Source organism: Taibaiella chishuiensis (genome assembly GCF_003014535.1).
Taxonomy (GTDB): domain Bacteria; phylum Bacteroidota; class Bacteroidia; order Chitinophagales; family Chitinophagaceae; genus Taibaiella; species Taibaiella chishuiensis.
Genome location: NZ_PYGD01000004.1, coordinates 209,206 through 231,386, shown reverse-complemented (window position 1 = coordinate 231,386; position 22,181 = coordinate 209,206). Strand labels below are relative to the sequence as shown.

General features: G+C 52.3%; 16 protein-coding genes. 6 read left to right on the top strand and 10 right to left on the bottom strand.

What is annotated here, in order from left to right; all coding sequences use genetic code 11:
- Positions 1 to 668: 668 nt before the first annotated feature.
- The gene (locus B0I18_RS13115) at positions 669 to 1,094 is read right to left on the bottom strand and encodes an SRPBCC family protein (protein WP_106523170.1); all 426 of its coding nucleotides are present in this window, start codon (positions 1,092 to 1,094) and stop codon (positions 669 to 671) included.
- Between the two features lie 212 nt (positions 1,095 to 1,306).
- Positions 1,307 to 4,381, bottom strand: a complete 3,075-nt coding sequence (locus B0I18_RS13110; protein WP_106523169.1) for a T9SS type B sorting domain-containing protein — start codon at positions 4,379 to 4,381, stop codon at positions 1,307 to 1,309.
- A 313-nt stretch (positions 4,382 to 4,694) separates the two neighbouring features.
- Here B0I18_RS13110 and B0I18_RS13105 point away from each other — a divergent pair, with 313 nt between their 5' ends.
- Positions 4,695 to 5,258 (top strand): DNA-3-methyladenine glycosylase I, encoded by a 564-nt coding sequence (locus tag B0I18_RS13105; protein ID WP_106523168.1) that lies wholly within the window; start codon positions 4,695 to 4,697, stop codon positions 5,256 to 5,258.
- Here the strand turns inward: B0I18_RS13105 and B0I18_RS13100 are convergent.
- The 3 genes from B0I18_RS13100 to B0I18_RS13090 form a co-directional block, all read right to left on the bottom strand.
- Positions 5,255 to 5,815, bottom strand: a complete 561-nt coding sequence (locus B0I18_RS13100; protein WP_219905973.1) for a methyltransferase family protein — start codon at positions 5,813 to 5,815, stop codon at positions 5,255 to 5,257. The genes B0I18_RS13105 and B0I18_RS13100 overlap by 4 nt on opposite strands.
- A gap of 150 nt (positions 5,816 to 5,965) precedes the next feature.
- A complete protein-coding gene (rph, locus tag B0I18_RS13095; protein WP_106523167.1) occupies positions 5,966 to 8,575 on the bottom strand; it encodes a rifamycin-inactivating phosphotransferase in 2,610 nt (869 codons plus the stop codon).
- An 8-nt stretch (positions 8,576 to 8,583) separates the two neighbouring features.
- Positions 8,584 to 9,039, bottom strand: coding sequence for a MarR family winged helix-turn-helix transcriptional regulator (locus B0I18_RS13090; RefSeq protein WP_106523166.1), 456 nt, complete (start codon positions 9,037 to 9,039; stop codon positions 8,584 to 8,586).
- 206 nt (positions 9,040 to 9,245) lie between these two features.
- Between B0I18_RS13090 and B0I18_RS13085 the strand changes: the two genes are divergently transcribed.
- The 4 genes from B0I18_RS13085 to B0I18_RS13070 are packed head-to-tail and all read left to right on the top strand — an operon-like array spanning position 9,246 to position 15,383.
- Positions 9,246 to 9,656 (top strand): hypothetical protein, encoded by a 411-nt coding sequence (locus B0I18_RS13085; protein WP_146146738.1) that lies wholly within the window; start codon positions 9,246 to 9,248, stop codon positions 9,654 to 9,656.
- A gap of 39 nt (positions 9,657 to 9,695) precedes the next feature.
- On the top strand, positions 9,696 to 11,087 hold the full coding sequence (locus B0I18_RS13080) for a TolC family protein (RefSeq protein ID WP_106523164.1): 1,392 nt from the start codon (positions 9,696 to 9,698) through the stop codon (positions 11,085 to 11,087).
- Positions 11,088 to 11,091: 4 nt separating this feature from the next.
- Positions 11,092 to 14,289: an efflux RND transporter permease subunit gene (locus tag B0I18_RS13075; protein WP_106523163.1), complete on the top strand. Its 3,198-nt coding sequence runs from the start codon at positions 11,092 to 11,094 to the stop codon at positions 14,287 to 14,289.
- 11 nt (positions 14,290 to 14,300) lie between these two features.
- Complete coding sequence (locus tag B0I18_RS13070) at positions 14,301 to 15,383, top strand: efflux RND transporter periplasmic adaptor subunit (RefSeq protein WP_106523162.1); 1,083 nt, start codon at positions 14,301 to 14,303, stop codon at positions 15,381 to 15,383.
- 134 nt (positions 15,384 to 15,517) lie between these two features.
- Here the strand turns inward: B0I18_RS13070 and B0I18_RS13065 are convergent, their stop codons facing one another.
- The 4 genes from B0I18_RS13065 to B0I18_RS13050 all read right to left on the bottom strand — a co-directional run bounded on the left by B0I18_RS13065 (position 15,518) and on the right by B0I18_RS13050 (position 19,061).
- Positions 15,518 to 16,120, bottom strand: coding sequence for a hypothetical protein (locus B0I18_RS13065; protein ID WP_106523161.1), 603 nt, complete (start codon positions 16,118 to 16,120; stop codon positions 15,518 to 15,520).
- A gap of 11 nt (positions 16,121 to 16,131) precedes the next feature.
- Positions 16,132 to 16,932, bottom strand: coding sequence for a hypothetical protein (locus B0I18_RS13060; protein ID WP_106523160.1), 801 nt, complete (start codon positions 16,930 to 16,932; stop codon positions 16,132 to 16,134).
- A 449-nt stretch (positions 16,933 to 17,381) separates the two neighbouring features.
- Positions 17,382 to 18,362, bottom strand: coding sequence for a S41 family peptidase (locus tag B0I18_RS13055; protein WP_106523159.1), 981 nt, complete (start codon positions 18,360 to 18,362; stop codon positions 17,382 to 17,384).
- A 186-nt stretch (positions 18,363 to 18,548) separates the two neighbouring features.
- A complete protein-coding gene (locus B0I18_RS13050; protein ID WP_106523158.1) occupies positions 18,549 to 19,061 on the bottom strand; it encodes a GNAT family N-acetyltransferase in 513 nt (170 codons plus the stop codon).
- Positions 19,062 to 19,415: 354 nt separating this feature from the next.
- Between B0I18_RS13050 and B0I18_RS13045 the strand changes: the two genes are divergently transcribed.
- Positions 19,416 to 21,035 (top strand): T9SS type A sorting domain-containing protein, encoded by a 1,620-nt coding sequence (locus B0I18_RS13045; protein ID WP_181358459.1) that lies wholly within the window; start codon positions 19,416 to 19,418, stop codon positions 21,033 to 21,035.
- 149 nt (positions 21,036 to 21,184) lie between these two features.
- Here the strand turns inward: B0I18_RS13045 and B0I18_RS13040 are convergent, their stop codons facing one another.
- On the bottom strand, positions 21,185 to 21,817 hold the full coding sequence (locus B0I18_RS13040; protein WP_106523156.1) for a hypothetical protein: 633 nt from the start codon (positions 21,815 to 21,817) through the stop codon (positions 21,185 to 21,187).
- Between the last annotated feature and the right edge of the window lie 364 nt (positions 21,818 to 22,181).

Sequence of the window (22,181 nt, the reverse complement as noted above, 5' to 3'; positions counted from 1 at the left end):
TTGTTTTCCACGAAGCCGGGAAAGCATCGGGAAAGGGGTTTATTTTGCTGTACCGACCGGTTGGGAACCTGTCGGTTTACCTGATCCGGGCAATAAAGGCTCCTGCGCCCCCGGCCTGAAGAATCAGCCCGGAGGGTCCAGAGCCCGGCATGGGTGCTGCAATGCTGTTACAGGCAGGTCTTGCGCCCGCCGGCAGGGGCAGGGCCTGTTCTTCCCAGCATCAATATAGAGCCTGTATTATCGGGCCTGCCCGTGCAAGAAGCAGGCCCCTGCGGATCGGGATACAGGTACAGCCGTAGATCCAAAGAGTACTACCGTATGGTAGCGGTTACCCGGAAAGGAGTTCCGGGATAAGTGCAGGGTTTGTTTTCTTTTTGTTGTTCATGGTTTCAGGGTTTAGGGCCGGATAGGATCGGGGTATTCCGGGTGCATGCGGGAACATTTGCGCACCTGGTCCATGCAGGGCTGCCATTGCCGTTCTGAGCCTTTCCCGGTGCTTACTGCAGCCCGGAATAGATCCGATTCTTAAAGCAAAATTATAACGGGGGTAAGTCATTAGATGGCCGACAGATCAAAAAAGTTTTTATAAAAAAAAGCTGCCTTCCGGCAGCTTCCATTCAAAGAAAAATTGTATCTACCCTTTCCAGGGATATTTATTAGGTGTGCAATTATTGCGCCTCGGCATATTTTTTAAAGTTGTCGAGGATCGACTGCCAGCCCTGCTGTTGCATCTCTACGGGATTCATTCCTTCGGCTTCAAAATTTTCTACGATATGCGTATAAGCGCCGTCCGCCTTAAAACGGATCGCCACTTTGCGGCCGTCGCCCAGGGTATAGGCAACTTCTTCCAGCGCTTTAACGCGGTCGTAAACGCCACCGAAGTCGAAGCCAAAACTGCCGTCCTTCGCTTCCATACGATAAACGAAAGCGCCGCCTTCGCGGAAGTCATTTTCGGCTTTGGGAGTATGCCAGTCGGGCGATGCATTGTTCCATTTTGTTACATGGTCTGCAGTGTTCCAGAGCTCCCACACTTTTTCTACCGGTGCGTGTATCGTAGCCTTGATCGTTACTACTGTTTTTTCTGTTGTGCTCATAGCTTATGTTTTTAGATTGTGATGTTATATTGAACACTGCAAACCTAGTACAAGTTTTTAAATGGCGGCATGGGAGAAAGCGACAAATTACGGGTGATTTGCGCAGCCACTGCCCTGCACGGATCTTATCGTTTTCTAATCCATCAAAAAGCCACAGCCCCGTATGCCGCGGCCATGGCTTTTTGCAGACTATAACTCGTCGTTGCAAAGGTTTACCGGATCAGGGTTACCTCTCCCTTTCGCGCCAGCTCTTTGCCATTTACAAACCTCACTTTAATGTAATAATAATAAACACCGGTATCGGCCGGTTTGCCGTTATAGGTTCCGTCCCAGCCGGTCGCTGTTTTGTTTACAGCGATGTAAACGACTTGTCCCCAACGGTTAAATATCCTGAACTCGACCACCTGGTAACCGCTTTTATTAAAGAACTGCGCCCCGAAGTTATCGTTAAGCCCGTCGCCGTTAGGACTGAAAGCATTGGGCATAAACAAATCGGGCACGAGGGTATCTACCTTTACCCATACGTCGGCAGTATCGATACAACCCAGGTCGCTTGTCGCGATCACGGTAAAACGTTGGGTATAATCGGGCCTGATCACCTGTTCCAGAACATGCTGGTTGGGAAACCCGGCCTCCGGCAGCCAGGTATTGACCGAGTAACCCGTATTGCCCTGCGTTGCGAGCCGCGTTTCTTCGCCCTTTACAATCTCGGCTGGCTGGGCAGTCAGCTTCAGTTCAAAATGCTCGACATGGATAGCAACGGTACGTACCAGGCTGTCGCAGCCCAGGGTATTCTTATAAGTCGTTACCAGTACGGTATCCCGCTGGTAGGTTTTATGTTCGAAGTCGAGGGAATAACAACCTGCGGTATCGATCCGCAAGGGTATAGGATCGTTGGGATGAATAGTAATATGGGTGACCTTATAGACGCTGTCGCAACCATGTATGCTGAATACGGTATCCGTTACGGTGGTGCTTTGCGTATAGGTATGTCCCTGGAACAGTAAGGAACCGCAACCTGCCGTATCCCGGCTCTGTGTAACCGGGTTTTCCGGGTATACATGCACCGTAATACTCCGGTAAAGGCTATCGCAGCCCAGGGTCGACTTCAGCGTATCCTTAAGCAATTGCGATGCTGTATAGGTATGCCCTTCGAACAATACGGTACCACAGCCCGACACCGCCGAACTCTGTGCTACGGGGCTTTGTACGGTAAGGTTAAGCGTTGTAATGCTATCGCAGCCGGTAACCGGCGACAGCATGGTATACTGCGCCGCTGCAGTGCCGCCCGCGGTTACGTTAATACCATTCCAGGCAAAGGGCAGCTGAGCCGCACAGCGGGTCATCGATACGGTATGGTGCACTGTGGGTTTTACAAACAGGCTGAGCGTAACCACCGAGTCGCAGCCATTGGCCGCGGCCGTAGTATAGGTTGCAGCGGCCGTGCCTCCCGTGGTAACGGTAATCCCGTTCCAGGTAAAGGGCAGCTGCGTCTGGCAAATGGTGTCTTTTACCAGCAGGTTGCTTACGGGTTTTACGAGCAGGTTAAGCGTTACGATACTGTCGCAACCCTGGGCAGAGGTGCCGTTATATACGGCAGCCGAAGTGCCGCCGGCGCTGACGCTGATACCGTTCCATAGGAATGGCATATGATTGGCGCATACGGTATCATACACCGTGCGGGTCTTTACGGGGTTTACGGTCAGGTTGAGCGTTACCACGCTATCACAGCCCGAAGCGGTGGTGGTCGTGAATACGGCGGCCGAAGGATTCGTTACCGTGCCGGCCGGTACCACGATACCATTCCAGGTAAAGGGCAACTGGTTGCTGCATTTGGTCAGCGATACGGTATTGGTCTTAACCGGCGTAACGGTGAGGTTGAGGGTAACATTGGAATCGCAACCCGAGATGCTGGTTGTATGGTATACCGCAACGGCAGTTCCACCGGCCGTAACACTAATACCGTTCCAGGTATAGGGCAACTGGTTGGTACAGATCGTGCGGTTAACGGTTGCCGTCAGTACGGGCGTAACAGTCAGGTTTAAGGTAACATTGGAGTCGCAGCCTGCCGCCGTAGTGGTATGGTATACCGCAGCCGAAGCACCGCCTGCCGTCACATTTATACCGTTCCATGTAAAAGGCAATTGGTTGCTGCATTTGGTCATATTTACGGTTGTATTGTATTGCGGCACCACGGTCAGGTTCAGTGTTGTTACCGAATCGCAACCCTGGGCGGTGGTGTTGTGCACCGTTGCCGCGGGACTGCCCCCGGTGGTTACCGTAACGCCATTCCATACAAAAGGCATCTGGTTGCTGCAGCGGGTCATGGTTATCGTCCGGGCCAGGTACGGTACGGTAAAGCTCAGCTGGTCCGGCAGGGGCAGGGCCGTATTACACAGATCCAGTAAGGTATTGCCATCCGTGCCCTGCTGGGCATGTACCACGTAATTGCCGGGGGCCAACGCAGGCGAAAAGGTCAACTTCACCTTATCGGTATAACCCTGGCTACCGGAACAATTGATCCCCGCTGCGCTGATGATCGTGCCGGAGGGCGTAAGGTAAAAATCACTGCCGTTGGCCGCAATGGAATTGCATTTCACTTCGGAGGTGAGCTTGATGGTGATTTCGCTTTTATAATTGCATACCGGTGTAATGATGCTTTGCAGGTGCGGCGGCGGCGGACTGTTGAACGTAGCGGTAGAACCGGCAAAACTGATGGTAAAACCGGAGGAGGGACCGCCCGTATTATAATTACCAAAGTTATTGATCATGATCAGGTATACCTGCCCGGCAGTGGCATTGATCTGCTGACAGAAAGAACTGCCCGTTGTACCTCCCGGTACAAATTGCTGCGTGGAGGTGGCATTTAGCCCGATCACACCGTTCACATTACTGCCCGGCTGGTTGTTGTTGAAATTACAGCGTACCACGTTGGCAGAAGAAAGATTGCTACAGGTGGTGTTGCTAATATCCAGCACGGCAAAATCATAATCATCCTGTGCCGATATGGGCGAAAGGCTGAACAATAGCGTACCCGGCGTGCTGATAGTAAGTTTTAGCCATACGGAGTTATCTTCCCCCGACCCACAGGGTGTTGTGGCAATATCGTTGGTCGTACCCCTGCCCTGGTAACTGTAGGGCGAGGTAAAAGAGGTGCCGCATAACACCAATGCACCGCAGGCATTTTGTTCGGGCTGGTTGGGGGGTAACAGTTGCGCAGCGGCAGGGAAGGCGGCAAATAATACTCCGGCAAGCAGGAGATAAAGAAAACGAAAAAGGCTTTTCATAAGGTTACATTGGCTCTTCTGTGGATACAGACATGGAAAATTAGCCAAAGGGTTGTTGCAGATGACGACAGTTTAACACTAATTAACCCAGTTCGTAATCTTTAACAAAAACGCCCCCATAAACCGCAAAGTAGTTACAATTCTATCTATATTTTATCCTGTTCATGGGTTACCAGGTGTCGTCACCGGCGGGAATGCCGCGTCCTTTTTACCTGGTAAAATACAGGCCCGGAAAACGGCCCCGACCAGCCACGAATTACCTAATTTTGGGCCGGGACCGCACCACCATAAACCGGCGTTTCCTGTCAAGACTATGAGCTATTGTACCGCGATCGGCAGCATGCAGCCGGCAGAGCGAAAAGCATTACACCAACAGTATCACGACCACTACTACGGCTTCCCGCTGCATGACGATAACGAACTGTTTTGCAGGCTCGTGCTGGAAATCAACCAGGCCGGGCTGAGCTGGGAAACCATACTAAAAAAAGAACAGGGCTTCCGGAAGGCCTATAGCAATTTCGATATTCGTAAAGTGGCCGCTTATACCGAAGCCGACCGCGAACGCCTGTTGAACGATGCGGGTATTATCCGGAATAAATTAAAGGTGAACGCCGCTATCGAAAATGCGAAAACGATCCTGGCATTGCAAAAGGAGTTCGGCTCTTTCGAAAAATGGATCAGCCACCACCATCCCCTCAGTAAAGAAGCCTGGATCAAATTGTTTAAAAAGACCTTCAAATTTACCGGAGGCGAGATCGTGAACGAATTCCTGATGAGCACAGGTTACCTGCCGGGCGCGCATGCCGCTACCTGCCCGGTTTACAAACAGGTATTGCAACAAAAACCAATGTGGACGGTAACGACTAAACGATCTTAGTAAATAAAGGGAATGATCGCCTTGGTGGTTTGCCGGTAGCGCCGGTAAGCCTCACCGAAATGGCCGATCAGCGCCTCCTCCTCTACCCTGATGCGGTAGATAAACGCTATAAGTATGGTGCACACGATCAGCGCCAGCGAAATCCAGTTGTTGAGCGACAGGCCGAAACCCGCAAAGGAAATAAGCGAAGCCGTATACGAAGGATGCCTGAGGTATTTATAAAAGCCATCCTGTTTTAAGGCATGGTCCTGCCGGATAGTGACATCGGCGGTAAAGAAACGGCCCAGGGAGCGTATTACCGCAAGCCGCATAAGGACACCTGCAAGGATGACCAACAGGCCCACGAGCCCTATAGGAAAACCAAGAACAATGGGCGCATTGATATGACCGGAGATATACACCGACAGACCGACGCCTACGGCGATCGCTATCCAGATAAAGCCAAGGGAGGCTTTATCTTTACCATCCGCATCGCGTGCACCGGAGCGCATCATGCGGTTGATCAGGATCTCGGACAGCAGCCAGGCTACGTATACTAAAACGGAAAAGGTGTTCATAGATTTTGTTCCCGGGGTACGGTTTGGGGTTAGTGTTGGTTGTAAAAACAAGTTGAAGATATAAAAAAGCCGGAAAACCGGAAAACAGTGAGGGCAGGTGTATTTTATTACACCTGCCCTAAAATCCCCTTCCTCCCCTCAGGTCCGCGCTTATAACAAGGTAATATAACCATCGGTACCATTCACCCGGATGCGTTGGCCGTCGCGGATCAGGCGCGTGGCCCCGTCTACACCCACTACCGCAGGCAGACCGTATTCGCGGGCAATAACCGCGCCATGAGTCATCAGCCCGCCTACTTCCGTTACCAGTCCTTTTATCGATACGAACAGCGGCGTCCAGCTGGGATCGGTAAAGGCCGTTACCAGGATATCGCCCGGTTCCAGGTCGGCCTGCTGTATATCGGCAATAACACGCGCCCTGCCTTCTACCGTACCGGATGAGACCGCCAGCCCAGGGATAGCGCCATCGGGCAGGTGATCCTGGGTATAACTCCCGTTAAGCATTTCCCCCTCGGAGGTCAGCACCCGGGGCGGCCTTAGCTTTTCGAACCGGCGGTGTGCTTCCTTCCGTTCTGCAATCAGCGCGGGGTCTGCTTTAAGACTGCTTACGGCTTCACAGATCTCGTCGAAGGTCAGGTAGTAGCTGTCTGCTTGCGTAGCCAAAACACCGGCCTGCACCAGTTTATCCACCTCGGCCATCAAGGCCTGCTTATACACGGCATTCCGGCTCACGATATGGTATTTAGGATACTCGCGGTAACCGCTGTAGCCACGTAATAATCCGATCATCTGCCGGGTATCCGTAACCTTCTGTTGGCCACCAGGCAATTTTTCAAGGTCTTGCAGGAGTTGCTTTTCTTTGGCCAAAGCCTGTTGCAGGCCCTGTTCAAATTTCTGCCGGCTGGCGCCGGCTTCAAAGTTGCGCACATTACTGAGCAGCAACGGCAGCAGGGTCGAAGGCTGCTCCTGCCAACGGGGACGCGTGATATCGATCTCGCCCACACAACGCATGCCGTATGTTTCCAGGAAGGCCTCGATCGCGGCCTTAACCTCCGGACCGCCTGTTTGCATAGCCAGGCCTTTAAGAAAATCATCGTCCATCTGCTCCAGGTAAGCGACCAGGCCTGGGTTTGGGCGGATCAGATCGGCAATGTCCAGCAATGCCAGCCCCATCGCCGAGGTTATATTATCCGGCAGGGACTGGGCGAGTATATCGGCCACATTCTTTTCACCCAGCCATTTTTCCAGGTGCTCGTTCAACCAGTACGCCGCATTCATACCGGTCATAATAGCAGCAAAACCTTGCGGGTCGGCACTTTGGCGGCGCCGTACCGCATCTTCCCGGATAAAGTCGAACAGGGCCTTGCCCTGGTACCGGCTTATATCCTGCCGGAGTGTTTCCAGAGCTTCCTCACTCTGTCTCACCAGGCGGGGAACAAGCGTGGGATCATAGGCGATCTGTGCCTTAAAATCTGCCGGGGGCGCCGCTTTGGGGGCAGCAGCATCGCCGTCTGTTATGCCTAAATGCTTACCGGTATCTTCTGCTTCCAGCAAGGTGGTGAGTGCATTTTTTATCAGCGGGTCCGATTTACCCAGCACATTGATCAGCATATCCCTGCCCGCAGCCGAACGGAGTTCGGCGGTAATATCGACAAACAAACGCCCACCCGCAGCTGCCATGGGCCTTGCCGCAACCAGTTGCCAGAAGGATAAGCCAAGGGGCTTCATGGCATCGGTCATCATTTGCTGATGCCCTACAGAAACATAAACATGAAACCGCGTATCCTCTGCTTCCGGCACCGGGTACAGCGTCGTAACCGGCCTGCTCTGCAGGAAGTAAAGATAACCGCCGGCCAGGCACCATTCACTATCCTGCGGGTAACCAAAATGCGCTGCGATCCTCCTGCCCAGGGTATCGAGTTCCAGGATTTGGATATCGGTCAATACCTGCTCCCTTTGCTGCTCCGGCGCTATGGGCAACGTTTGTGTGCCGCCTGTTGCCACCGCATAAATGGCCTGCTCCTTAGCGGGTATGTTTTTGTGGATAATACGCCCCGCGCGTATCTTATAGGTATCGGCATTGACCAGGCCCGATACCAGGGCTTCGCCCAGCCCAAAGCCGGCATCGACCGATACGGTATGCCGGTGCCCGCTTACAGGATCGGCGGTAAACAGGATACCGGCCGCTTCAGGCTCCACCAGTTGCTGCACCACTACCGCCAGGCTCCCCTTGTGGTCGCCAAAACCCTGCTGCAGGCGGTAGCTGACCGCCCGTTCGGTAAAGAGCGAGGCCCAGCATCTACGGATATGTTCCATTACTGCTGTATGGCCCTTAACGTTCAGATAGGTATCCTGCTGCCCGGCAAAGGAGGCTTCCGGCAGGTCTTCAACTGTGGCGCTCGACCGTATAGCCCAGGCGGTAGCCTCATCGAAGGCCGACAGGCTCTGGCGGATAGCCGCTGTAATGTCGGCGGGTATTGCCGCGGCTTCGATCATGGTACGTATCTCTGCGCTCCATGTCGTAATGTGTTCCCGGTCGGTTGCCCGGAGCTGGGCCAGCCGGTCGAGCAGCGGGCCTACTGCAGGTATCTCCCCGATCATCTTTTCGAAGGCCGTGGTCGTGATACAAAAACCACCGGGCACGCTTATGCCTTCGATCTGCATGAGTTCGCCCAGGTTGGCCGCCTTGCCACCGGCCAGCCGGATCTTTGTTTGATCGAGTTGGTTAAGCGGCAGGCAATAAATACTGTCCTTGTTCATGGTCCGGTTTATTTTTGGTTAAGTTGTTCGGTTGTTGCTTCCATCAAGGCTATCGCCTTTAAAAAATAGTGTTCTATTACTTTGCGTTCTTTTGCAGGGAAGGACGCGATTAGCTGTTCGGTACCCGCACGGAAATCACGGTACAGGGGTTCGAGCAGCGCCATGATGTTTTTGGTAAGGGGTTCGATGATCACTTTACGCCGGTCGTCGGGACTTAACCGCCGGCGCACCAGCTTCTTCTTTTCGAACCGGTCGATAAGACCCGTTACGGCGCCGGTGGTAAGACCGGTAAGCGTAGCCAGCTCTCCGGCGGTCATCTGCCCCTTTTCGATCAGGAAACCCAGGTATTTATGATCTGTTCCCGTAAGCCCGGCTTTACGGCCCACGGCTTCGTGCATCTGGATGGAGGTATAGGCGTATTGCTGGCTCAGTTTCCTGAGCGTATGTATGGGATCAGTCTTCATTTTATCTTATTTAATAAATATCTTAGTTGCAAAGATAATTTTAATTTCCCGCAGTATGGATCTTATCCTGGTAAATAAATCCTAAAGGGATGGAAGCAGGCAAAAGCGGTGTTATTAAAAATTTATCAGCGCTTAACAATCAGTTGGGTTTACGGCAACAAGGTTCGCCCTACTTTTGTAGAACGATTACAAGCTCCCTACTGCACATGACCCTGAACAACCGACCCCAAGTCCTGATACGGTGCCTGAAACAGGTTACGGTATTACTGATCTATGTGTCGTTGTTCGTAACCCAGCTTTCCTGTATCCAGTATTGTGCAAAAGAAAGCCGGACGATGACGCTTTCTTTCCAGGCATTGCAGCAGCACCACCCTAAAGCGGGTAAGGCCAAAGTAGCACAGGTACGCATGGATCATAAAACAGGCGGACAGAAGTATATGCTTTCGCCCAACAAACGTTTCCAGCCCGGCAACGGCATCCTCATCAACCACCACTACCCTATTCCCGACGCGGCGATCGTATACATAGAGCCTGCGCGTATAGGGCATCCTACGGCTTACCTGCTTTTTGCAGTCGTCCTGGCGCGGACGATGCGAGGTCCCCCGGCTACGGCCTGATCCCGACCTCTTCCGTTTTAATTCCCCCAAAACCTGACTATGCGCACTTCCCCTGCATTAAGGAAGTGCTGTATTATCGTATGCCTGCTTGCAACAACAGGCCGGGTAACTGCACAGGCTTCCTTAAGCCTGCAGGACCTGGTCAATGCTGCACAGACCAACCGCCCTGCCTTACAGGAAAAGCAGGCTGCGGCAGACCGTGCACAGGCAGCCGTTACCGACGCCCGTCATACAGCGCTTCCTTCGTTTAAAATACAAGACCAGGTTTCCCTGGCCACGGCCAACAGCCTTCCCGGGACTTACTTCCCTACGGGCCTGGTCTCTACCTCCGGCGCCATTCGCCCGGATAATAATTATGAGCCCGCATCGGGCAATACCGCCATGCTGTACAGCGAGTACGAACTGGCCAACTTCGGGCTCAACAAGGCGCGCAACAACGATGCCAGGGCCCGGGTACAACTGGCCAAGGCCGATCTGCGGCGGCAACGTTACCTGGCTGCCTTACAGACGGCCCGGACCTACTTCCGCCTGCTCAAAGCTTACCAGCAGCAAACCATAGAACAGGATAACGTAGCGCGCTACGATACGCTCTTCAGCCTTGTACGCGCACAGGCCCGCGCCGGGCTGAGAGCAGGCGCCGATACCGCGCAAACCCAAACCGAGCTTTCGAAAGCGCGCATGGCCTGCAACACACGTGCCGGTGAGATCGCACAACTGCAACAGGACCTGACTTACCTGACCGGCATACCCCGGCAACAACTCGTAGTCGATACCAGCCTGGCCAAATACGACCAGCGGCTGCAAAGCACCGGCAAGGCCAATATGCTTCCCGATACGGCCGACCACCCACTGCTCGATTATTATGCCCGCGAACGGGCATCCTGGCTGGTTAATGGCCAGTTGATCCGGCGCAGCTACCTGCCTAAACTACTTTTAGTGGGCGGACTTTGGGGCAGGGGCAGCAGTATCGACAGCCACGACCAATACCAGTCGCTGTCTTCGGGACTGGCTTATAACCGGCTGAATTACGGACTGGGCCTCAGCCTCGTCTACAACCTGACCGATATCATCCACCGGCGCGACAAGCTGTCCATTAACCGGCAGCAGGTGCAGCAAAGCGACTATGCCCTGCAGGATCAGCAATTGCAGTTGCAGACGGCAAGAGCCAAAGCCGAGGCCGCCGTAACGGTGATCGACAGGAATATGCTGGAGCTACCGGTACAACTGGAATCGGCCGATGACCTGTACCGGCAAAAGCTGGCCCAGTACCGCGCCGGTGTAAGCAACCTGGTAGACCTTACCAATGCGGCCTACCTGCTACGCCAGGTACAGACCGATAAAATACAGATCCTGACCGATTGGTTCCTGGCCCGGCTCGACCGTGCCGCGGCAGCAGGTAATCTCGATTCATTTATTCAATCTTTAAATTAAGCACATGGTACGTACCGCATTAAAAAGACCGGTTACCGTACTGGTACTTTTCTCGGGCCTGATGCTCTTTGCACTGATGTCCCTGAAGTCGATACCCATCGACATTTTCCCCAGGCTCAACCTGCCTACGATTTATGTGATCGAAGCCTATGGCGGCATGTCGCCCCAACAGATGGAAGGCTTTTTTGCCACGAGGCTGCAGGACCAGTTCCTGTATGTAAACGGCATCAAACATATCGAAAGTAAAAACGTACAGGGGCTTACCCTGATCAAACTTTCTTTTTACGAAAACACCAATATGGCGGAAGCATCGGCCCAGGTGGCCTTACAGGTAAACCGGGCTTCCAAGTTCTTTCCGCCCGGCGCCCTGCCGCCGCAGGTGATCCGCTTCGATGCCTCTTCCCTGCCCGTAGGCCAGCTGGTGTTCAGCAGCAAAAGCCGGTCGCTCAAGGAGATCTATGACCTGGCTGCAACGCGCATACGGCCTTTGTTTTCGACCGTGCAGGGCCTCTCCGCCCCACCGCCCTTCGGCGCCAACTCCCGTTCGGTAGTGGTAAGCGTAGACCCTGCAAAGCTGCGCCAGTTCAATATTTCGCCCGATCAGGTAGTGAGCGCCATATCGGGCAACAATGCCATGACGCCGTCGGGCAATCTCCGTTCCGGCGATATGATGTATGTAACCACCGTCAATTCGCTCGAAGAGCGGGTAAAGGACTTTGAAGACATACCCATAGCGACCAATGGCAATGCCACGGTATTTATCCGCGACGTGGCCACCGTGGCGGATGCCGCCGATGTTACTGTCGATTATGCGCTCATCAACGGTAAACGTTCGGTGTACATTCCTGTAGTAAAAACAGCCGATGCCTCCACCTGGGGCGTGGTACAGGCCCTGAAGGCCAAACTGCCGGAGATGAAAAGCCTGTTGCCGGAAGATGTACAGGTCGACTATGCCTTCGACCAGTCGGTGTTCGTGATCAATGCCGTTAAGAGCCTGATGACCGAAGGCTTGCTGGGCGCGATACTTACCGGGCTTATGGTCCTGCTCTTCCTGAAAGACTGGCGCAGCAGCCTTGTTGTGATCATTACCATACCGGTAGCGATCTTAAGCGCCCTGCTTTTCCTGAACCTGTTCGGGCAAACGATCAATATCATGACTTTAAGCGGCCTGGCCCTGGCTATTGGCGTACTGGTAGACCAGGCTACGGTAACGATCGAGAACATACACCAGCACCTGGAAATGGGCAAGCCCAAAAGGCAGGCCATACTCGATGCCTGTTCGGAAATATCCTTCCCGTTGTTGCTGATCCTGCTGTGTATCCTGGCGGTATTTGCCCCATCCTTCGTGATGAACGGCGTGCCGGGTGCAATGTTCCTGCCGCTTTCGCTCTCGATCGGTTTTGCCATGATCCTGTCTTTTATTGCCGCCCAAACATTGGTGCCGGTTATTTCGAACTGGCTGTTGAAGGAAGATATGTTCCGCCACCATGCCCATGCGGGCCTTGCCCTCGATCATGAAGAAGAACAGGAAATAGAGCAGCACCGGGCCGACGAACAGCAAGCTACCGGTAAAAAGCCCTTCTTAACGCGGCTCAAAGAAGGACTGACAACCGGTATCAGCCTTAAGATGCCGCTACGCAGGCCGATTGTATTGCTTTACCTGGGTGTTATGCTGGGTATAACGGCGCTTTGTTTCTTTATTATCGGTAAAGACTTGTTGCCCAAAAGCAATAGCGGCCAGTTGCAGCTGCGTATCCGGGAACCCGATGGCACCCGGCTCGAAAAGACCGAACGTGTTACCAAGGGCATCCTGTCGCTGATCGACAGTACCGCCGAAGGGCATGTAGCCATCAGCTCTTCCTATGTCGGCATCATACCCAGCAGCTACGGCACCAGCAACCTTTACATCTTCAACAGCGGTACGCATGAAGCCCTGGTGCAGGTCAACCTGGACGAGGATTATAAGGTTAAGCTCGATGCATTCAAGGACCGTTTGCGGCGTAATATAAGACAACGTTATCCCGAAGCCAGGATCTCTTTTGAACCCATAGAACTTACCGAAAAGATTATGGCGCAGGGCGCCTCTACCCCCATCGAGATCCGGGTGGCGGGTAAAAACTTTGCAGACATCTGCAGCTATGCCGGCAAGCTGGCCGACAGCCTGCGCCAGGTACCTTTCCTGCGCGACGTGCAGATAGCCCAACCCCTGCGCTTCCCTACCCTGAAGATACAGGTAGACCGCTTCCGCCTGGCCCAGATGGGGCTTAACCTCAGCGAGGTTGCGCGCAGCATTACCGATGCCACCTCGTCGAGCCGCTTTACCGAGAAGGTGCAATGGCTCGATACCCGGGTAGCTTATACTTACCAGGTACAGGTGCAGGTGCCCGAATACCTGATGAATTCGGTACAGCAACTGCAGGCCATACCGCTGGTTAAGGGCCAGGAGCGGCCGGTATTGTCCGACGTAGCGCAGATCACCACCGATACCCTGCCGGGCGAATATGACCGTGCGGGCCCCAGGCGTTTTCTTACCGTAAGCGCCAATATCAGTCATAAAGACCTGGGCGCCGCTACCAGCGCGGTACAGGGCACCATACAACACCTGGGCACACCACCCAAGGGCCTGGTTACCGAAGTAAAGGGTATGTCGTCGCTGCTCGAAGAAACGCTGGATGCTTTGCAGAAGGGATTACTCGTGGCTATTGTCGTGATCCTCCTGCTGCTTGCTGCCAATTACCAATCCTTCGGGGTGGCCTTCGCCGTACTGGCCACTGTGCCGGCGGTACTTGCCGGCGCTATGTTGTTACTGTTGCTTACCGGAGCGACCCTTAACCTGCAGTCCTATATGGGGATCATTATGGCGGTGGGGGTATCGGTGGCCAATGCAATCCTGATCGTAACCAATGCAGAGTCGTTGCGCCAGGAATATAAAGATCCGTTCAAAGCTGCGGCAGTAGCGGCCGGCATACGGTTGCGCCCCATCCTGATGACGACCCTGGCTATGACTGCCGGTATGATACCGATGGCCAGCGGTATGGGCGAATCGGGCGACCAGAGCGCTCCGCTGGGCCGGGCAGTGATCGGCGGCCTGATCGCATCGACCTTTGCCGCCCTGCTTATTGTACCGCTTGTCTATGGCTGGGTAAGACAGAAAGCTTCTTTTAAACCGGTATCCCTGCTGCCGGAAAACGATAATCATTAATTCTATTTCAGATGAAAACCTACCCGATCCTTTTCCTGGCCCTGTGTGTAGCCTTTGCAGCCTGCTCCGGCCCGCAACAGCAGGGGCATACAGCAGCCAAAACCACAAAGGAACAACCCTTTACCCTGGCAACGGTACGCCGTGGCGGCATTGCCACCCGGCTTAGCCTGCCGGCACAGCTGGCGGCCTACCAGGAGGTCAATATCTTTCCCAAGGTGAACGGTTATGTACAGAAAGTATATGTCGATATCGGGAGCCGCGTAACCGCAGGCACCCTGTTGATGACGCTTGAAGCGCCCGAGCTGCAACAACTATCGGCACAGGCACGCGAACAATATGCCAAAGCCGCCGCCGAACTGGCGATCGATAAGGAACATTACCAGCGCCTGCTCGAAGCATCGGGCACACCGGGCGCTATATCGCCGCTCGACCTCTCTACGCTCAAAGCCAAAATGGATGCCGACAACGCAGTATGTAACGCCGAGAAATCAAGATGGCAGATGCAGCAAACCATGCAGGGCTACCTCGAAGTACGCGCGCCGTTCAGCGGCGTGATCACGGCCCGAAACGTACACCCCGGTGTACTGGTAAGTGCCGCGGATAAAGGCTTGCCGATGCTTGAACTCAAACAAAGCGATATGCTCCGTTTGCGGGTAGAAGTGCCCGAAACACAGGCAGCTACCTTAACTGCCAGAGACTCGGTATCGTTTTTGCTGAGTGCATTCCCGGGTAAAAAAATGACCGGCATTATCAGCAGGAGATCGGATAACGTGGATGCCCGGTACCGGAACGAAAGAATAGAGATCGATGTACCGAATAAGGACGACCGGATGAGCCCGGGGATGTACGCCGATGTGATCCTCGATGCACCAGGCGATACCGAAGCCCTGATCGTACCCCGCAATGCAGTGGTGACTTCGACGGAAGGCCGCTATGTGCTGCGGTGGCAACAAGGCCGCATCAGTAAGGTAAATGTAGCAACAGGCAATGCGGGCGGCGACTCGGTGCAGATATATGGCGCCTTACAGGAAGGCGACCAGGTGATAGCCCCGGCCAATGAAGATATTGCTGCGGGAGAACAGGATACACATTAAGCCTGCAACGGTTACCAGGAGGAACAGCCAGCCAAAGCCGGTCTGTTCCTCCTGCCTGTTCCCGCTGCCGGGTTGAATGCAGGCATAGCAATACCCAAGCGGTATAAGCATAACTGAGCAAAGTGCAGCTCCGCTTACTTGCCATGCACACAACATGGCGCCTGTTGTTTTTCCGGATCAGCACTATCTTTTGTAAACTTGCGCAGCAAGCCGGTAAATATTGTTTTGTCTGTGAACAGGAATTCGCGGTCATCTATAACAAGGAAGTAAATGATGTTCCCATTACGGTCATAGGTCCCGATGCTGCATTTATCATTAACCTGGCATCGTAATTCGCCTTCCAGGTCATCACGCTTAAGAAGTACAAGCACGTCTTTCACCCGCTTGCAGGCGCCTTGCTCTAAAATAAGGAACTTACGCTTTGCGAGCGATCCTCCCGACCGGTAATCGATCCTTAAAATAAACTCCTCCCGTCCGCCGGCGGTATGATTGACTGTCTTTATCCGGCTCAGTTTTACGGGCTCTACAGCACCGGCTTTTAAGGTCCAGGAGTCGCTTCTGTTCTGCTTTTCACTCTTTATTGCGGTCGGCAGTAGCAGCGTTTGACTATCGATCGTTTCGTACGACATGACCGAGTCTCCTTTAGAGAAAGAAGCGGTGGCTTTTTCCTCTTTTTCTTCCTGCGCCGATACCAACGAACTAATACAAATAAGCATAGTGGTGATTATTGCTTTCATAAAAACAGGTTTTAATCGTTGTTGAATTTGTATCCCAAACCAAAAGAGTACCAACTGTTGCCCTGGTAAAACCAATCGTTGCGTTTGCTGATCATGGCGTCAAACCCGATGAACGCGCCGAAATTTACTTTGTTCCAGGTGTATAGTAAACCCGCCTGGTAGTACGTGATAGCAACGCCATCTTCTTTCGGATCATCTTTAGCCCTGAAATATTTAGCGTTGCCAAGGCCAAATCCGTAAGGTATCAATGTAAGATACTTAGGCGTGAATTTGCCACCTCTCCGAAGCCTTATACCAAATGAATAACTGACGGAAAATTCGGGCTGAAGCTCCCAGTCTTGGTCACCCAGGGCTGCCCGTAACTTAAAGGGATGAACGAGCGGTACGCCAACGATCTTTGTACTCAGCAGTGTTTTTCCAAGCGGCGGGAAATTTTCTTTTTTTACGGCCAGGTTATAATAATACCCGTCATCCGTCCGGCAATTGATCTCTTCACCCCTGGCTGCCCGGCGTATCCTGTTTTTAAGACCGTGAGGCGTATTGATGGTCTCGTAAATAACGCGGGGCAATACCCGGATGATGATGTAGCCGTTTTCATCCTCAGAGATAATTTTATAGTCCATAAACCTGCCTTCAACGTCTACGGTTACTTCTTCGTTGTATATATTGCCGTGCTGGTCAGACAGCCGTACCGCATCAAAATTAACTTCGGTACGGTAAACATTAGGATTGAGGACTGCAGCCCTGAAGGATTGCCCGCTTGCAAGGCCACCCGACAAAAACAATACCGACACTAAAAATTGGCTTTTCATATGCTTGAATTTAAATCGTACCGAAGGGAGTAGAAGAGCCGGCAAACCCTGTTGGGCGCCGGAGACCAGCCATGTCATTATTTTTATGTTCCCCGCAACCGTTTGTACATTGGTGCAGATTCAACCCGGGTTTTATCGTCGTGTTCTCCCTGATCTTGTTTAGCTAATCCGGTACAATATTATCAAGTCTGAGCAGTTGATACAAGCGTGCTTCTGCTGCTTTTCACTGCGTATTTATACGCAATTTATTTTCCTGCCGGCATGCAGCAACTGCCGGGGTAACCAAGCGGCAATACACAATCATGTTATCATTACATGCGACTGCGCTCCTGGTATAAAAAAGCAGCACAACCAGTAAAGGGCCCATTGCAGGCCCTGGTTGTGCTGTAATATAATTGAAAAAAAATCAGCCGGGATGCCCGCTGGTAAAGGGGTTCAGCATCGGAAGACTACCGATGCCGCGACAGGATATCGTTTGCTGCTTTCAGGCAGGCTTCATCGGACAGGTCGTTCAGCAGGACCTGCGGTGTAACGCCCTGCCCTACTACGTTATATTCTTTTTTATGCCGGTCTACCGTATTACCGGTCGTCAGCACCAGGAATGCCCCGTCGGCAAGTTTATACTCCTGGTTACCGGAGGTGAGGCCCTGCGTGGTTTGCCCGATGACGGTAACCTGCTTTTGTCCGGCAAAAGCGATCGTGCAGAACTCTCCGGAACTCGCCGTTTTCTTACTCACCAGGATCACGAGCGGCTGGGTTACGGGCCGGGGTTGCTTTTTAACGTGGAAACGATGCGCCGCTTTACCGCCTTCAAACAATTGCCCGTTGCGGTAATCGAAGAAAGCGTATTGCCCGTCGGCATCTACCGTACCGATTACCTGGTGTTGATCCAGCATAGGCGAGATGGCCGCAAGCATAGGATACCACATGCCGCCGTAGTTGCCCCTGAGATCCAGTATCCAGCCTTTGGGTTTATGGCTTTGCAGTTCTGTTATTTTTTCATAGAACGTATTGACCAGCTCATCCCATTCTGCGAAGTGATAACAACCGATAGGCGGGAGTTCGATATGCGCAAGGTTGTTGTCCGTTATCTTTGCTTTAATTACGGGGAATTCCTGGCCGGTAGCCCGGTACCCGAGGGTATACGCTTCAACCTGTTCGGGCGGATAAAAGTTGGAATGGGCATCGTTCAATGCAGTCAGCGCATGTTTAAGCACCGGGTAGGTTTCCTTAATCGTTTTCAGCCCTGCCGCCCGTTTATACGTATCGGTGCAGAGCGAATCCCAGTTGATGCGGTGCCTGTTCACCGACCTGTTCTTCATGATTTCCAGGGCAGCCGATACATAACGTTGCACACTATCGGTTTGGGCATGCGCCTGTAGCTGCACAAGAGCAAGCAAGGCGACAATAAAAACAAAAATACGCTTCATAATAATAGTCCAAGGTCGGGATGCGAAGATAGTGGCTTCCTGCTGCAGTCCGGGAACAAATATAAAAGCGCTGGATACTCGCGACACTTCGCAGAGCAGGGAAGGTTATCTGATTACAGCTCCCGGATAAGCAGTCTGCAACAGCATAACGCCCCGGTTGCCAGGCGTTGTGTAAGGTGTATCCTGTTACAGGTCCAGGGTATAATACCATACATCTTCTGTAGTGCCATCCAGCCAGTTCGCCGTTTCCCGATGACTATAAACGAAGCCCGAACGCTGGTTTGCCGCTTTAGATATAATATTGCTTTCGCGATGGCTTACCTGTAATTGCTTTAACTGCAGCCGGGCAGCCCAGGCCATTCTTACCTGGTAAAGTAATGCAGCCAGGCCCAGTCCGCGGTATGCCTTCCTGATATAGGATTGACCGAGGTAACCCTGTTGTTCGTTTAACAATACGATACTCGTCATGCCGATCGGCGTATCCTGTACGAACAAGCCGAAAACAATCCTGGGCGGTTTGATCCGTTCCCGCCATTCGGAGTCGGTTAGTCCGGCTTCCGCAGGCGTACTGCAACGGAACATGGCCGGCTCTTCGCTAATCGCTTCAAGGCGCAGGGTTTTGTAAAGCAGCGCTTCTGTTTCCAGTAGCCGCCGGATCTTGTAATTACCCTTTTCTATATACAGGTCATTATGGTCCATAATGTAAAGCAAATTTAGACGATCGTTTTGGGAAAACACAATTCAACGCCGGGTAGGAAACGGGACAACCTCCTGTTTATTGTATGCTACGCTCTTGTTATTGTCGTCCCACAACAACCCTAAAGGAACGGATCGTTGCATGCCTCTTTTATACCTCATGCAAAGGTCTTTTTGCAAGCCTCAGCAAACTTATTCCGTCTTGTTTTGCGCAACGGATTACTTCAATTTAGATCAATTAAAAACTAATGTGTTTTAATGCTATAATATGTTGCATATCAATAATAAATGAGACACTAAATGCACAATTTTACTCTTTTCTACGCTACATTTGCCGACCAAAATTTTAATCGTATTATGAAACGTTTTTTTAGTGGCATAGCGATCTATGCTATCTGCTGCACTGCCTCGCCTGTAAGTGTAAACGCACAATCCTGGGCGACTGTAGGCAGTGTCGGTTTTTCATCGGGAGTAGCCAGTAATCCCTGCATCGCGCTTAACAACAGCGGTGTCCCTTATGTAGCTTTTAAGGATGGCAGTAACAACGATAAGGCTACCGTTGCAAAGTTTAACGGCAGCACCTGGGAGCTTGTAGGTATTGCCGGCTTTTCGGCTGGCCTGGCCGATAACATCGCCATCGCGATTGATGCATCGGGCAAACCCTATATCGCCTACAGCGATGGTAACGCCGGCGGTAAGGCTACCGTAATGAAGTTTGAAGGCGGCGCCTGGGTAAACGTTGGTAACACCGGCTTTTCGGCGAATATGGCTAAGCCCAAACTCAAAATCGGCAGCAACGGCATCCCGTACGTATTGTACGATGATGCAGCCTACAACTACAAAGCAACGGTAATGCAATATAATGGTACAAGCTGGGTGGCGCTTGGTACTCCTGGGTTTAGTGCCGGGGCAGCGGAAACTCCCGATATGGCTATAGACAATAGCGGTACACCCTATGTCGTATACGGCGAGGGCGCTATGTCGCAATTAACCGTTAAAAAATATAACGGATCCTCCTGGACTACCGTGGGTGCATCGGGCTTTACAGGAATGGCGGCTTACTTTCCCCAGATAGCTGTTGGCAGCACAGGGACGCCCTATATAGCCTATGTGGACGGGATGATGAATTACAGCGCAACCGTGATGAAATATAACGGAACGAGTTGGGGCAATGTAGGCGCTCCGAATTTTTCCGGATTAAATGCAGACGATATACAGATCGCGGTAGATGGCAACACGACGCCTTATGTTGTCTACAGGGGACCCGCACCAGCCTATACCGGCTCTGTAAAGAAATACAACGGCACAGCCTGGGTATCGGTAGGGCCCGACGACTTTTCCGGTGGCGCTTCGACCGGTGGCAAAATCGCGATCAATAGCAGTGGTGTTCCTTACGTAGTATTTGCAGATCGTAATAACAGCTACAAGGCTACGGTTATGTCTTTCGGCGGCACACCGCTGGCCATTAACCTGGTCGACTTTAATGCCGATGCAACTCCTAACGGCAACAGGCTGCGCTGGACGGCAGCAGTAGAAACAGCCGGCGCACAGTACGGTATAGAACGCAGTGTAAACGGGAGCGATTTCGTTGCGCTGGATACCCGTGCAGCCAGTGGCAAAGGTGGCGCTTATGCTTATGACGACCGCGACATCCGTCACAACCTGGCTTACTACCGTCTTAAAATAACGGAAGCGAACAACAGTTATACGTATAGTAAAACGATAATGGTATCCCGTATCCGCAGCAACGATGCGGTTACCCTTTACCCGGTTCCCGCGGCGCAGTATTGTATCGTAGACAACCATAATACCGCGCTTAACGGTACCACCGCTAAAGTATACAACCTGTCTGGCCAGGAAGTCGCTTCCTTCATGATGAAGGAAGGCAAACAGGAAATAGCCACAGGCCAGTGGATGCCGGGTGTTTATGCGATCAGGCTGGCCGATGGCACCGCGCTTCGTTTGTTGAAAAAATAAGATCTTCAACCTGTAGTTACCTGTTTGTTCAGTAACAGAACAAACAGGCAGTTACAATATAAATGTCCTGGTAAGCTAGCTACTTACCAGGACATTTTCTATCGGGACATCAGTGATGTCCGTACTGTAAACAGCAGTTTTTTTAACGCCTATCTTGGTTCGTAGGGCGCTTCCACCCTGTTTTTTGTTCCCGCTTCTTCAAAGATAAAACGGGAGCCTTCTATCCTGGCCACGAAGTTTTTATAATTGCGGTCGCCGGAGAAAACGACTTCCAGCGGACCATAAACCTGGTTACCGGAAATGATCTCGCCTTGCAGCAGTTCGTGAAATAAAGCGACGTAAAATTTCGGTTTACCCGCAAACTGCGCGTTGTTCCCCGAATATACAGATCGCTTTACCAGGGCAAGGCTCCCGTCCATACCGATACCCAGGTTGGCTAGCTGCGGAGATCGGTTGCTAATGAGCAACTGGCCGGACGTGGTTGCACCGGCTTCCCAGAGTTGCTGCACGTCGTCTTCATACACACAATTCCAGTGCCGGCCCAACTCCGTTCTCATTCTTTGCAGCGCTTTGTAAAAACCCTTGCCACCGGATTGCTTATACTCTGCCAGGCAGGCAACATATTCCATATTCCATTCAATACCCGATTCGCCGTTGCGCGGTACACGGGTTTGTTTCCAGGCCACGCTTTCGAGACCTACCGAACCAGGCAGGAACTGGTATATGCACAGCGTCCATGTATCCGGCGTTTCATTGGCAAAGTTTATACCGTAAGTTGTCATGATTTTTTCTTGGGGTTTGGGTTGTTCCTACTCTGTTCCTGGTTTTTCGGAAATCACCATGTCCACTTTGGGAAGGCGCTTCACCGGAGCAGACCTTATAAAAGTAAGACATAATGCAGATAAATCCGGAGCGGAACAATGCCCCAATATTATTTTAAGCGCTTCCGCCGTGATAACCCGTAGTAATTTATTTTTCCTGCAACGGCCTTCAGGGAGGGCAATATCCGGTACCGACCTAAAACAAAAAAACCTCACAATAATGTGAGGTTTAGGCGGATTAATCAGCCCCCTGACCACTTCCATCCCAATCATTTGAATGCTGAACCAACACAGCTTTTTCCATCTTACCGGGGCATCCTATAGC